We start from the raw sequence: 14174 nt of genomic DNA, 5'->3' as shown, positions 1-14174 counted from the left end.
CCCCGTGAGCCTCAGTCGCACCGCCTCGACGGCGCGTCCCTGGCCGGTGGTGCCGCCCTCTGACGCCGAGGGGGTGTCCCATCCCTGCCAGCCGACGCCGGAGACGTGGGCGTCGACCTGCACGGCCGAGCCGTCGGAGTAGTCGGAGCTGTCGAGCGAGACGATGAGGTCCTCGAGGGCGAGGCCGCGGCCGGTGGTGCCGGCGGTCGCGCCGTCGGGCACGGCGCCCTGCCAGCCCACGTTGGAGACGTGGGCGCGGTAGGTCAGGGACATGGGCTTCTTCTTGAAGGCGTAGTCGACGTTGGCCCCGTCGGACGAGGGGGCGGCGTCGCCCTTCTTGACGAGTCTGATCTGGACGGCCTCGGCGCTCCTGCCGAAGCCCGTGGTGCCGGCCTCCTCGCCGTCCTTTGCCCACGCCATCCAGCCGATGTTGGAGGCGTGGACGCGGTAGTAGACGTCGTAGTCCCTGGCGAGGGACCCCGTGAGCCTCAGTCGCACCGCCTCGACGGCGCGTCCCTGGCCGGTGGTGCCGCCCTCTGACGCCGAGGGGGTGTCCCATCCCTGCCAGCCGACGCCGGAGACGTGGGCATTGATTTGCACCGAGCCGTCCGAAACAGGGTTCAGAATGCTAACTTTGAGATCTTCCATGGCTTTAGACTGCCCCGTTGTTCCGGCAGTAGAGCCATCTCTTTTACTGCTCATCCAGCCAATATTGGAGACATGAGCCTCATATTGGATATGCATCTTACCGTCATCCACGTTTAAATAAGACCCATTGAAGCAGTAATTCATATCGCAGGAGCCATTAACGCCCGGAACATTGCCCCTGCTTGAATATTGCCAGAAACTATAGCTACCGGCATAGTCACAGTGCCAATTGTACTGAGCGACCCAATGGTCATAACCGTTCAGTGACGGAGAGTTCAAATAGTTGTTAAACCAATTAAGGTTTGCATAGATGCCCGATTTAAAACCAACGGCCTCCATGCGATTGCAAAATGTCTGCGCAATCTGAGCGAGCTTATCTTTGCTGAAATTCGGATCTTGCAAGATATAGTTATCCTCAAGATCGTAATAAATAGGAAGCGACGGATAATGGCCACCAAGCCAGGCAAGCGTTCGATCGGCTTCTTTATTTGCATCCGCTACAGAACGTGCATAGGAGTAGTAGTAGACGCCGTAAGGAATCCCGAGACGTTCGCATTCGGTAGCGTTCCGCTCAAACGTTGAATCGGGTTTGCCATAAACAGGGCCGACCTTGAGAATGGCAAATTCTATTCCGGCGGCTTTAACCTGATTCCAATCAATCGTCCCCTGAAAGTTACTGACATCGATACCACGCGCAACGGCACCATTGGGCAAAGCTTCGTCAGCCAAAGGCTGCGCATCGATACCCTCATTGCCAGCATCAGTAAGCACGCCGTTCGCGTAACGCCAAGAATTCGGCGCCAAAGAGTCAGCTTCAGGAGAATCCACCTGCACGGAATCATCCGCCGAGGCCTCACGAACAGAATCGTCAACGCCTGACTCATCAGTCCCGATTCCAGACTGATCATCAGAAACTGAGCCTGAGTCCCCATCTGGACGAGCAGCGTTCGCATCGTCACCATACCATTCGGTTGCTACCTGAGAACCCGAGTCGTCCTGCCCATCCTGAGAACTTTCACCTTGAAATCCGCAGTCGTTCGATGATTGCTGTACCGACTGTGAAGAAGCGACGGATTGGGCAGACAACGCGTATGCACAGTAAGGCTGAATGATTTGCGACCAAGCTATTAAAAGCGTGCAAACCAAAGCTGCAGACGCTTTGAGACGATTCATATATCCCCCGAGACATTGACTACTTTCGAAGACACCAAGTTATATTACCGCACTTCTAAACAAGCATTGAAGGCTTAAGGCGCAACGGTAGCATTTAGACAAAAAAGAGGCGCCCCCGTGACGGAACGCCTCAATTGGCTCTATGCAAAAGGCCTTGCGGCACCGATTACACGACCAGGAGCATAGACTGAGCGCTCGGTGACTCCAATTCCCGGCCACGAATCGATAATTCGACCATTTCCGATGTAGATTCCAATATGACCCTGGTAGTAGACCACATCTCCCCTCTGCATAGCAGAGGTGCTAACCGGCATAAATGTGTTGTTGCGATACCAATTCATGGAGTTATAGGTTTGCTCGGGCAACCAACGATGGTTATAGGGGTTATACCAACCCATATCCATGCCGGTCGCATACAGACATTGCAGCACCAAGCCCGAGCAATCAACTGCATCCCCCGGCCAAGAAGACCAAGGTTCGATATAACGAGTTCCAATGTATTCACGAGCACGCTGGATAAATGCATTGATGCAGTCCTGGCGCGAAGCGTTATAGGGAATGCGGGAAGGCGTGACGTACGTAAAGTATCCGGTGCAATATGAAGGAAGCTGCACGCTGCTGCAATTAACCTTTGGGTAGGATCCGGGAGTCTGGTAGCCCATATAACGATAGGTCTCAAAATAAGAATCGGAAGTTGAACCCGGCGCAGCGGCGCCCTTGGGGACAATCTTTACCTGCAAAGCCTGAACGGGAATTCCGAGCTTCGTAGTGCCTGCCGGAGATCCATTTTTGGTCCAGCCAAGCCATCCGTAATCTGAGATGTGAACGCGATACCAAACATCAAAGTAATTGGAAACATCGCCGGTCAAGCTGATCTTTACAGCTTGAATTTGCTGCCCTTGACCAACAGTTCCCGATGTAACCCCATCAGAAACAGCAGATTGCCAACCGATATTTGACACGTGAGCGGAGTACGAAATACCACCACTTACAGAACTATTAGAAAGCGACATTTGCATGGCTTCCATGGCACGATTCTGTCCAACCGTACCAGCAACACCGCCATTGCCAACAGGCGCTTGCCAGCCGAGACCGGAGCAATTTGCCTTAACGGAAAGCCCGGGGAGCTGAATCAAAGCCGCCTGATCTTGGGCAGGCGCGTCAGAAGAGCCCTTTGCAACTAACTTAATTTGAATTGCCTCAGCCTGCTTAGCCAACCCAACGGTGCCGGCTGCAGCGTCATTCTTGGCCCAACCAAGCCAACCATAATCCGCCGCATGAATACGGTAGTAAATATCGTATTTTGAAGCGTCGTTGCCGGTCAGTCTTAATTTAACCGCCTGAATTGCGAGACCCCTACCAACGGTGCCAGCATAGTCGGCACCCGAAACGTATGGCTGCCAGCCAATATTCGCAACGTGTGCCGACACTTCGACGGAGGCATCGATACCCTGCGTTGCAACATATAACGCCTGCAGAGAGCGGGACTTTCCTGTCTGGCCGGCGGTTTCACCGTTGCCAACAGGAGCCAACCAGCCCGCAGAAGCAACGTGCGCCTGAGATACAAGACCGATTCCAGGCGTTTCGATAAACGCATTGGCAGTGGAGCCAGGCGAAGACTGACCCTTGCTTACAAGTGCAATTTCAATACCGCACAAACCCGAAGAACCACCAGAAACGCCACATGCCTGACCATTTGACGTCCAGCCCGTCCAACCACTACCAGAGTCGCACGTTCGATACCAAATGTCGTAATTAGCAGCGAGCTGACCGCTCAGCGACATCTTAATCGCTTTAACAGGAGCTCCTGATGCTGCTTTGGCTGCACCGCCATCCGTTGACGAAGCGCCCCAGCCTGAGTACTCATCCATAACGGAATAAGAAATAGATCCGTTATCAGTTTGACCGGCAACGCTCAGGGAAATAGAGTTCAGCAGCCTAGCGCCCTTGCCTCCGATCGCGGCCTTTTGGCCGGAAGAGGAACCAAGACTCTCTCCAGAAACGGCAGATCCGGAAACCGTAACAGCATCTGGATCGCCGATAAAGACCTTGGCCGAAGAGCCGGGCGCTGCTCCGCCTTTCTCCACGAGAACCACTTTGACGGCTTCGATAGCCCTGCCCTTACCGGCAGAACCGGCGGCAGCACCATTGCAGGCCCAATCAAGCCAGCCTATGCCTGACACATGAGCGCAATACCAGATGTCATATTTCTCGGCCGCCTCACCGGTCAAGCGAATCTGGACGGCCTCGAGGCGTTGCGACTTGCCGGTCGTGCCGCAGTGCCCCTCAGACCACTGTTGCCATCCAATATTCGACACATGGCCACGAAGTTCAATAGAACCCGAATGGCCATACCAGTCAAGCTGCGCCTCGAGCGCCTCCATAGGAAGGGCCCTGCCGGTCGTCCCCGCAATAGCCCCGTTCCCCACGGGCGACATCCATCCAATATTCGATGAATGCGAGCGGACGGAAATCGAAGCAGGATCATCACTATGGTTCTTAAAAGGACAGGTAGTGTCGCCCGGGGCGGGGTCGCCCTTGGGCAGGACCGCGACCTGGACGGCCTGGGCGGCGCGGCCGTAGCCGGCCGAGCCGGCGTCGGCGCCGTCGCACGCCCAGCCGAGCCATCCGAACTCGGCGGAGTGGACGCGGTACCAGACGGTGTAGCGACCCGACAGGTCCGCGGACAGCCTGACCCTCAGGGCCTCGACGGCGCGGGCCTGGCCGGTGGTGCCGGCGACGGCGCCGTTGCCGACGGCGGGCTGCCAGCCGATGCCGGCGACGTGGGCCTCGACGGATATCGCGTCGGCGCCGAGGGTCTCGCCGGTCGACGCGTCGGACAGGACGAGGCACAGCGCCTCGAGGGGGAGCCCCCTGCCGGTCGTGCCGGCGACCCCGCCGCCGGCGACGGCGCCCATCCAGCCGATATTGGAGACGTGGGCGGAATAGGACAGCGAGAAGGCCGCGGCCTCATCGGGCCGCGCGGGCTCAGCCTGGGCTCCGTCGGCCTGGGAGGCCTCGGGCTGGACGCCGGACTCCCCGCCGGACCCCTCGTCGGCGGGCTGCGCCTCGACGGGGAGCGGCTGCGCGTCGCCCGAGGCGGCGGGGGCGCCGTAGGCCGCGGGCCCGCACAGGGCCAGGGCGGCCGCGAGCGCGAGGACGGCGGCGGCCCCGGAAACTCGTTTAATGGAGCGTCTCATGGAAAATCCCCCTAATCTAGCAACGGTTTAGAGTCTACTAGATTGGGGGGACGGGGGCCAAGCCGGATGGACTATTTGCCATTTGGCCAATGAGTGTTTACCGACGGCTGAAAGCAGCGTGGCTCAAAAATCAGTGCCCACCCAAAACTCTTTTAAACGAAGGACTCTCACTGTCAATCAAACTGTTTCCTATTGCATAAACAAGATCACTTGCCTCGTCTTTTGAGAAGCAGTCAGTATCTTCCATTTGCTTCAGCTGTTCATAAATACTGTCAAGGAATTCCTTCTTCGATAGGCTCTTATCGAATAACAGGCCTTTGTTCCCTTTTCGCATTGCGCTAATTCCAGCATTTCTAATGAAGTAAAAGCAATTACGAATATCGCTTTCATAAAGAAACACGTCGATAAAATCAGTCTCCAGCATGTCTTGCAACGGACCCGGATCACGAACGTAAAGAAACGATACCGCCTCTCCAGCAAGGAACCCATCAAAGGAATCGCAATAATCGCCGCGAAATAAGCCCGGCCGCATAGTCAAGCGATGTATGCACGGCTTTAATTTATTAATAAGTTCCCGATGGAATTCAACAGATAGGACATCCATAGACGGCCTCTCAATCCTTCACCTATCTAACGTTTCTAATAACTTCAACAAGCGGTGCCGCTAAACAAATAACTAAATAAGATCGCAGAAGCCATTGCCAAGAACACGCTCGCCAACGAACCCAGCAAATATACTTCAGCAAAATCCTTATCGCTTTCCAGCTGCTTAAAGCGCGCGATACTTTTTGCGGTAAAAATAAATGCTATAGCCGAATATTGGTTCAGCAAAGAAAGCGACGCGACAATCATCCTTTCAAATATTCCAATCCACTTGCCTGAATGTGCGGTTGTCGTATCCGCCGACTGCTCAACACCCGGGTTTCGAAGAGATTGGAGCACCTTTGCAATAACAATGCTACAAGGGCGTCCACAAAAGCACAGTGTCGAAATCCAAAAGAGCTCCGCTCCACGAGCGCCCAAGAGATTCAAAGCAATTGGCCGCATGGCCCACAAATAGCAACATAGAACGCTCAATATGAGCAGAATTATAATGTGCAGCACTTGATCGGCCAGAAAACTACCGACCGGCGAAAGGTCAAGTCCTGCAAACGCTCTTCTCAGGCTGCCATCGATAATCCAATGTGAAAGGGCAAATACTGTAAAGGACGCAGCAATGGCGGTTGCACTCGCCTCAAACAGAAGAGCTACTGTTGCTGCGGCGCCGGCCGCGTAAACTAAGCAGTGCATGGCAAGGGCAATTCTGCTGTATTCCTTCTCGCCTGCCATCTTATTCGACTGAAAATAAAAGTCGAACAGCATATGAAACAGAAGGAAACACCCGAATACTCTCATGCCATCTCCAGCTCATTAAGGAAATGAACGGCGAAAGCAGCCAGCTCTCTTTCTCTTACAACATTCGCGAGTCTAAGGCTTTTCTCAAGCCCCTGCCTCGTCTTCCCCATCGCAACGCCCATTTGCCCCGCAAGCCCTACATGACTAGCCCTGATGCTATCTACGTTGAGGTTGAGCGAGCTGCCCAACGCCACTGGCGCGCAATCGATCGGATTGCTTTTAGCGCCATACTTTTTGCCTATACGTGTTTCGAAGAGCTCAGTATACCTTTTGCTCAAAGTCGCGTCTGTGCCCTCGTGCAGCATTAGCGGCCGCAGCAACTCAACAACCTCGCAGTAATTACGCTGCGACTCGTTTCTGCGATCGATTATTTCCAGACAGCCCGCCGCGCACAGCTCTTTCTCACGCGAAACACCCGAAGCATCAATGATCTTCAAATTACTGTACTTATCTTTTTCGGACGCAGCAATTGCTCTGCGTGCACGATGGTATGCCGACCCGTCTTGCTCCGTCGACAATGCAGACTGCATCCGAGTTTTCCATTCTCCAACTCCGATACCACCCCTAAGATCAACCGTCTGGACGAGTATCTTGATAAATCTATATGCCAAGAAAGCGCCAGCCGTACTACGAAATAGGCCCTGCAATTCATCGCCCGCACTAAACATAAGCGGCATTTCGAGCTCAGTTTTAAACAGCTCGTTTGTGCAGTCCATAGCGTTCGCAAGATCTTCCTGCGCGCTTTGCCTCCTACTGTCCGAAAGACATCTCGAATGTCTCATATCAACCATGAGGGCCGAATAGCTATTGTTCATCAGGCTTCCTTTCCTCATGGCGATTATAGCAACTATTTTAGTTGCTTTCGCTCATTTGCAACGGTTTTAGTTTCTTTATGGCGGATGCAACTGAAATCGTTGCATTGTAATAGGCTATAATTCTTCCAAATCGCCTAGAGAAAGTGTTTGAATGCTGACCGTAATCGTGCCTACTTACAATGCCGAGCCGTATCTTTCTCAGGCTATAGGCAGCCTAGTAAACGAAAAGAATATCGAACTGGAAATCCTCGCAATCAACGACGGATCCACCGACAACTCGCTCGCCATTATGCAAGATTTCGCTGCGCGCGACTCGCGCGTTCGAGTGATCGATAAGGCAAACCAGGGTTACGGCGCAACCTGCAATCTGGGCATTCGCGAGGCAAAGGGCGACTGGATTGCCATCCTCGAACCCGATGACTGGATCGAGCCCGGAATGTACTCCGACATGCTTGCCTTTGCCAAGCGCGAATTTGGCGATCCGAACAAGCTCGATATTATCGAGACCCCGTATTGGATCATTCGCAACCCCGATACCCCCCAAGAGGTCAAGCTACATTGCGCATATCGCGGTCGCATTAAACCGCCTCGGCAACCGTTCACCATTCACGACGCTCCACACCTGCTGGCCCATCATCCGTCCATTTGGTCGGCAATCTATCGTCGCGACTTCCTGTTGCAAAACAATATCTGGTTTAAGGAAATCCCCGGCGCAGGCTGGGCCGACAATCCATTCCTTGTCGAAACGCTATGCCAGGCAAAGGCGATCGCTTACTGGCCCAAGCCGTATTACTGCTACCGCGAGGAAACACTCGAAAAGGCAGCCGCTCTGGCCAAGCGTGACCCCTTGATGCCGTTTAATCGCTGGAACGACATGGTCGATATTCTTGAGCGGCTCAACGTCACCGACTCCGCCGTCTGGACACCGCAAATCACACGCGGCTTCACCTATATGGGCATCATGATCGAGCACACCGGAATTGAGGGGCACCCCGAAATCGAGCAGGCCATCCACAGGATGTTCGAACGCATGCCGCAAGAACTGGTATTTGCCAATCCTCGCGTTACTCCCGCGGCCAAAAAGCTCTATGCCGAGTATATGGGCATCGCAAATCCTAAAATCAGCTACTGCGCATACGCCAAGGACCTCGTGGGTGAGGGCTTGTATAACGTGTGGAACAAGGGCCCCAAGCAAACTCTAAAAATGATTACATCGCACTTTGGTTCATACAACGCGCGCGCTGGAAAATAGTCTGATGGTCAACAAAGCAAGCAGAAATACCTCCATCGAAGCGCTGCGCTTATTCGCGGTTGCTGGCATCGCGATATTCCACACGTTTCAGTGGACCTTTCAAGCCGTCTGCGCCGGTCTACCGGAATATGCGCCGCTCGCCGTCTTCCCTTACTCCGGCACGCTCGGCTTCATCAACCTGCTGGGCTGCTGGGCCAACGAGGTCTTCTTTATGATCTCGGGATACTTCCTTATTCCCTCGGCGGTACGCGCCCTCCAAAACGGTTCATCCGCGCAGGGTCTCACGCTTAAATCGCTTGATCGCCTCAAAAAGATCGTCTTGCCCACGCTCTTTTATTGCGCCACCTGCCTGTTTGTTTCGATGTACGTCTATCCCCTACCAGAAATCTCGCTGCATGAGATTGGCTGGCTCACGTTGGGCATCGAGTTTATCTGGGTCTACGCCGTCTCCGTATTGCTTGTCCCAGTGATTGCGCTGATACGACAGCGAATCGGCAGCAAAAGAGCCCCGTTTGTCGTAGCGCTTCTTGTGCTCGCAACATTTGGAATCAACTGCCACATCGCGGCGACGGCAAACGAAGCGGCCGGTATCATTTTGTGGCGCAAACTCATGAGCGCCGTTACCTACCTGGTCGCGTTTATTGCAGCTGGAGAAATGCGCTTTGTCCTCGAATGCCACGGCAACGCATCCGGCGGTCAAAAATCCAAGATCGTACTCATCGGACTCGTTGCCGCCACCATCGCGCTCGCGCTTCTGCTATCGGCAAATAGCCAGTACAACACGCTCTGGAAGCTCTCCTTCAAGTCCACTTCCGTCATATCCTTTATCTTGGCCGCCGCATCCGTTGCCGCCGCAACGCTCCATCAGCCGCGCCACGAAACCTCAGCCGCAGATAAGACAATCGTGTCTCTCGCCGCAGGAACACTCGCTTTCTACGCCGTACAATCGTTTACCTGCAATGTCTGGCGCCCCATCTTCGACAAGGCAATCTACACCATGGCGACAGGCATCCAAACGGGAGAGCCCCGTCCAGCCGCCGCCATTCTGCTCGGAATCCTTATGAGCCTTTGCCTCGCGCTTGCCCTACTCCTCGTGGATATCGTACGCAGGGCCGTAGTCGAGGCCATCAAGGCCCACATGAACAGCTAGACGTCCTTCTGACTCCTCAGACCACGAAGCGCGCTTACACCTGAAACAAATAAAATCGCAAAGACAATCGCCCAATTCTTGCAGCCAAATACCGGAATATGAACGATCGCATGGTCATGCATAACAACGAAATAACCCAGAACAACAACCAGAGGCAGTGCCATGAGCAGCGACTGGATCAACACCTTTCGACGACGACCGCCTTGCGCGCCGCCCCGTATCGAGCAAACGAGCACGGCAACCCAAATCGCCAATACGGCAGCAAACGAAACAAGACAAACGACGTTCGAGATCATCGCATAACCAGCTGTTGAGCAAATGGCAAACAGCTGCGGGCTCATGTAATAAAACGCCTTCAAAATCTGAGGCCAGTCAGCCTGGGGCAACAGTGACGAAGTCCCATGCGCAGACCAAAGGCCCATCTCGCCCAGAACGTTCGAAAAGACCTCGTCCCAGCCCAGCACAAATGCCGCGACAACCCATTTCATCGCCCAGGTAAACACAAACGAAAGCCCAAACCCAAAGAGCGCCTGCAGCATCGTGACGACGCAACGCTTGGGGCGCTCACCCTTGGGGAGCGCAATGAAGGCGAAAAAGCAATGCAGGGCGACAACTGCGGCAGGAATCGTTAAAAAGTCAAGAAACGAAAACACGGCGCCCGTCGCTATCGACCAAAGGACAAGGCGGCTTGTGAAAACCCGTGCGTTCGGGGCCGAGCCCAAACGAAGGCTCATGCAAGACATCATGATGAGCGCCACAAAGAACGAGATGCACAGCAGCAGATCACCGATAAAATTGAAAAACAGGTTGGTCGAGAACAACAGGATTGCAAGGAACCCCAACGTCAATGGCTTTGAAATTCGCTTCCGCAAGGCAACGTAAGCGCAAGCGGAGCCGGCAATCGCCAGAGCGGCCGCAGGCACCACGACAACGTCGATACCACCAATAAACAGGCAGACATTCGTAAGTAGCTGCCATCCATGCCAATACCGGTAGTACTGCTGATGCGTAATCCCGCCGGCTTTCGTAACGTCATCAATCTCGGCAACAGTCATCGTCTTAAACGGAGAACCTTGGTCCTTTTGCTGTGCGACTTCAATGATAAAGCGATTGTTATCAAAGCAAACAGGACCAGCTGCAACACGGTGGTCGTAGATATACATGTCAGACAACAGGGCAGAGGACTCCGAACCCTGCGCATGTGACTCGACAACGGGCCTCGGCAGGCAATTCGCCGCGGTATTGCTCAGGACAAATGCGACCTGAAAAACCAAAAACAGCAACATGACCTTGACGGGAAGGCTATCGGCAAAGGAAGCTAAACGAGTTTTATTCACAGGGCATCCAAACAGAAAGATCGCGTCCACAGGAATCGGCACCTACGTAATACCACAATGCGCGCTTGAAATCTCGACACACGTCAACCAGGCTTGTAGCAAACGTTCTTGGTGATTAGCGGAACATTACCCGCGGGCGCCCGCCTACGCTTACAATAGTCGTGTCCCATGGGACACGTTGTTTATTCCGCAGGGCCGATATGCTGCCCACGCGAAAGGATATTCTCGTTCATGACTTCTACCCTCCCCGCCCCCATCGACAAGCTTGCCATCGTTGTCGTCACCTATAAGCGCCAGGAACTCCTGGCCAACTTGTTCGACTCCATGACCGAGCTCACGGCCGCGCCGTGGCGTATCGTGATTGTCGACAACGAGAATTCGCACGAGACCGAAGCCATGTGTGCCGCATTCAACGAGCGCCTCGCCAACCTGTGGGGCATCGACGCCGACCAACCCGACGCGCAGGGCGGCACCGACCGCGTCATCTACGCCCCGCAGCTCAAAAACGGCGGCGGTGCGGGCGGATTTTCCGCCGGCACCAAGTGCGCCTACGATCTGGGCGCCCAGTGGTTTTGGGTGATGGACGACGACGTGCTCGTCATCCCGGAGGGCATCGAACGCCTGGCCAAGTGGACCGACCGCTACGACGTCATCCAGGGTTCGCGCCTGGACTTTGACGGCGGCGCCTTCTTTTGGCAGTACCAGCTTATCCTTTCGCTTGGCATCCCCAACCCCATCGCTAAGTGGGACCTGGGCCCCGAGGGCTATCGCGCCATGAACCAGCTGTGCTTTGAGGGAGGCCTGTTCTCACGCCGCGTTGTCGACAAGATCGGCCTGCCCGACGCTCGTTTCTTTATCTACGGCGACGACGCCTGCTATGGCTATGTCGCCAGCCAACACTTCCCTGCCGTCGTAGTCGCCGATGTGGTGCTCAAGCGCGCCCGCGCCGTCTCCAACTGGGATATCGCCGGTAAGCGTCAGCTCAATTCCACCAGTGACACCAATCGCTACTACATCATGCGTAACCGCGGCTACTTGGCCCGCTACATGCAGATCTACGGTGATTACCACCCCATTTTGTTCCGTTTGGGCAATGTGGCGACCTTCTGCAAGGAGTTCATCCGCCTTGCCGCCGTCGACAAGTGCTTTAAGACCGGCATTCCGGCGCTGCGCCGCGGCATGAAGGATGCCCGCAAGATCATACGCGACCCCAACTGGACGCCCATGCCGCCCATGAAGGAAACCGAGTAAAGCCGGCCCTCCTATAACTTCTGACATGCGACGGCAACTCGTTGTCCATCAAAGCCAAACCCCCAGCGCATGCGGCCCACAGCAGGACGTGGCACGCGAATGTCGTCGAGACCGCTCCGTTCGATATTGAGCAATGCCTGTACCGAAAGAAGCTCTAGGCCCAACGCATCGACATCGGGGTCGTACAGCATGCTGACCGAGATCAGCGGGCGGCTATCCAATATGCCAAGCGTATCCGCCGCATCAAAGGTATTGACGGTCGGAAACACCTGGAAACCCCCAAGCTCCGAACCGTGCGCTCGTTTTGTAACGGGGTCGGCATACCCAGGCAACCCAAAACAAAGACCCTGCAGTGCCAAACGAAAAGCCAGCAGCAAATCCGACTCGTCTCCATCGACGCCCAAGTCATCAATAATTACGCCCAAAGCTCGCCTAACTGCACGCTCGTCTCCGCGGCAAAGAGCCTCTTGGAAATCATCGATAGCCTCGGCACTCTCGGCAGCGCACTCGAACCATTCGATAATCACAAGACGCAGCGCATACCGGAGCTCGTTATTGGGAAGGCGCAGGGCGCGGGGCAGACTGCCGTCCGTCTGGTGATCGGTCGCATCTGTCGTCAGGAGTCCACTCAGATACAAATCGGTCCAAATACCTTCCGCTGTCCCGGCATCAGGCTTCACGGCGTCTATGCACAGCGGCGCCTCAACACAGCCATACGGATTAAGCAAATCAAACATTGCCGCAAGCCATCTCAAATCCCAGGCGCCCACAGTCTCGTTCAGACAATCGGCATAGCAACATACATCAAAGCGCGTTGGCGGCAGGCAGCCCCGAGCCAAGAACTCAACCACACGCGTCGGGTTCGAACAATAGAACCCGCCAAACCGGTAGCCTTCGAACCATTCGCGCGCGCAAGCCAGTCTGTCGCTCTGACCAGTGTAATCTAGCAGCGCCCTGTTTTCGGCATCCGAAAAACCAAAGCGGCGATCGCACCAGCTCGACAAGGGCGAAGCCAAACAATACGGGCAGTTGCGATGCGCAAATGCCGCCTGTGCGGGGCCGGGTCGCTCCCCCATCAAGCAAACCAGCCGCAAAGAATCGACCGAAGAGACAATGCCCTCAAAGAGCAGGCGGTCAAGCAACTCGACAAAGCACGAGCCATAGGCGCCCTTCGCCTGCATATGATTCGTAAACGCCGCGTCATACCCATCAACCAGCAGCACAACCTGTTCATCACATGCCATACGGAGGAGCTTGATTAACACCCCAAGAGCCGAATCGATTTCATCAGAACCGGCAACACCGCGCGCTACGCGCTCGATATGGCGCACGTCGCTGCGCGCTAAATCGGGAACGTCCAGCAGCGGCAACAGACGAGCGCACTCACGAGCGACGGCATCGCGCATGGCGGCCTCGGCATCGGCGCCTCGATAGGAGGAAGTGGAAAAATCCAAAGCAATGACCGGATAGCGTGCATACTCATCACGATAGACGCCATCTTCTGCGTCCCATATTTTGCTACCGATGAACAGATTCATGCTCGACGAGCCGGGCACAGGACGCTCCAGATAACATTTGAGCATGGAGAGGTTCATACTCTTGCCAAAACCATGAGGCCGACAACAGAGCGCCACAGTCGATTCGCAATCTAAGATATCGGCAATAAACATGGTCTTATCAACTAAAACACAATGATCGGCGGCGTCGGCAAAATCATGAATATCAATCGGCAGAACAGCATTTCCGCCGAGATTGAGCAACTTCACGCCAAAGGTGTTATCAATATCATACATTGCCTGTTCAGACACCGTTTTATCTCCCCTTTTAGAATAACGATGCCATTTTAGCGACCATCTTGATAACAATTTTATTGTTCAACAAATGATTCGGGTAACGGTAGAAATGACCCCATAAGGGGGGCATAACAAAACGATTCGCAACAAATAGGGGCCC

The 14174-nt window shown here is 54.8% G+C and carries 10 protein-coding genes; 3 read left to right on the top strand and 7 right to left on the bottom strand.

Features of this window, described 5'->3' with window-relative positions:
- The 5 genes from ACTNBB_RS01790 to ACTNBB_RS01770 all read right to left on the bottom strand — a co-directional run.
- Positions 1–1821, bottom strand: a 1821-nt coding sequence (locus tag ACTNBB_RS01790; protein WP_441056240.1) for a GH25 family lysozyme, incomplete at its 3' end; no start/stop codon positions are given.
- 140 nt (positions 1822–1961) lie between these two features.
- Complete coding sequence (locus tag ACTNBB_RS01785; protein ID WP_441056241.1) at positions 1962–5021, bottom strand: NlpC/P60 family protein; 3060 nt, start codon at positions 5019–5021, stop codon at positions 1962–1964.
- Between the two features lie 130 nt (positions 5022–5151).
- Positions 5152–5625, bottom strand: a complete 474-nt coding sequence (locus ACTNBB_RS01780) for a hypothetical protein (protein WP_368145389.1) — start codon at positions 5623–5625, stop codon at positions 5152–5154.
- Positions 5626–5669: 44 nt separating this feature from the next.
- Positions 5670–6416 (bottom strand): DUF3307 domain-containing protein, encoded by a 747-nt coding sequence (locus ACTNBB_RS01775; protein ID WP_441056242.1) that lies wholly within the window; start codon positions 6414–6416, stop codon positions 5670–5672.
- Positions 6413–7231, bottom strand: a complete 819-nt coding sequence (locus ACTNBB_RS01770) for a SatD family protein (protein WP_346976804.1) — start codon at positions 7229–7231, stop codon at positions 6413–6415. The genes ACTNBB_RS01775 and ACTNBB_RS01770 overlap by 4 nt, the downstream gene beginning before the upstream one ends.
- Positions 7232–7382: 151 nt before the next feature.
- On the opposite strand from ACTNBB_RS01770, the gene ACTNBB_RS01765 reads away from it, so the two are divergent.
- Complete coding sequence (locus ACTNBB_RS01765; protein WP_441056243.1) at positions 7383–8483, top strand: glycosyltransferase family 2 protein; 1101 nt, start codon at positions 7383–7385, stop codon at positions 8481–8483.
- A 4-nt stretch (positions 8484–8487) separates the two neighbouring features.
- The gene (locus tag ACTNBB_RS01760) at positions 8488–9633 is read left to right on the top strand and encodes an acyltransferase family protein (protein ID WP_441056244.1); all 1146 of its coding nucleotides are present in this window, start codon (positions 8488–8490) and stop codon (positions 9631–9633) included.
- Here the strand turns inward: ACTNBB_RS01760 and ACTNBB_RS01755 are convergent.
- Positions 9630–11000, bottom strand: coding sequence for a hypothetical protein (locus ACTNBB_RS01755; RefSeq protein WP_441071008.1), 1371 nt, complete (start codon positions 10998–11000; stop codon positions 9630–9632). The two genes, ACTNBB_RS01760 and ACTNBB_RS01755, sit on opposite strands and share 4 nt — an antisense overlap.
- 201 nt (positions 11001–11201) lie before the next feature.
- Between ACTNBB_RS01755 and ACTNBB_RS01750 the strand changes: the two genes are divergently transcribed.
- Complete coding sequence (locus ACTNBB_RS01750; RefSeq protein WP_441056246.1) at positions 11202–12221, top strand: glycosyltransferase; 1020 nt, start codon at positions 11202–11204, stop codon at positions 12219–12221.
- Between the two features lie 11 nt (positions 12222–12232).
- Here ACTNBB_RS01750 and ACTNBB_RS01745 read toward each other — a convergent pair whose 3' ends face one another.
- Positions 12233–14029: an AAA family ATPase gene (locus tag ACTNBB_RS01745; RefSeq protein ID WP_441056247.1), complete on the bottom strand. Its 1797-nt coding sequence runs from the start codon at positions 14027–14029 to the stop codon at positions 12233–12235.
- Between the last annotated feature and the right edge of the window lie 145 nt (positions 14030–14174).

The organism is Collinsella sp. HCP28S3_B9 (assembly GCF_052066095.1).
Lineage (GTDB): Bacteria > Actinomycetota > Coriobacteriia > Coriobacteriales > Coriobacteriaceae > Collinsella.
The sequence above is the reverse complement of the archived record's forward strand: the minus strand, read 5'-3'. Positions and strand labels throughout refer to the sequence as shown.

What these genes read in the sequence shown, in the direction of transcription:
- ACTNBB_RS01785 (WP_441056241.1), bottom strand. Translation starts at nt 5,021, where the DNA reads ATGAGACGCTCCATTAAACGAGTTTCCGGGGCCGCCGCCGTCCTCGCG.
- ACTNBB_RS01780 (WP_368145389.1), bottom strand. Translation starts at nt 5,625, where the DNA reads ATGGATGTCCTATCTGTTGAATTCCATCGGGAACTTATTAATAAATTA.
- ACTNBB_RS01775 (WP_441056242.1), bottom strand. Translation starts at nt 6,416, where the DNA reads ATGAGAGTATTCGGGTGTTTCCTTCTGTTTCATATGCTGTTCGACTTT.
- ACTNBB_RS01770 (WP_346976804.1), bottom strand. Translation starts at nt 7,231, where the DNA reads ATGAACAATAGCTATTCGGCCCTCATGGTTGATATGAGACATTCGAGA.
- ACTNBB_RS01765 (WP_441056243.1), top strand. Translation starts at nt 7,383, where the DNA reads ATGCTGACCGTAATCGTGCCTACTTACAATGCCGAGCCGTATCTTTCT.
- ACTNBB_RS01760 (WP_441056244.1), top strand. Translation starts at nt 8,488, where the DNA reads ATGGTCAACAAAGCAAGCAGAAATACCTCCATCGAAGCGCTGCGCTTA.
- ACTNBB_RS01750 (WP_441056246.1), top strand. Translation starts at nt 11,202, where the DNA reads ATGACTTCTACCCTCCCCGCCCCCATCGACAAGCTTGCCATCGTTGTC.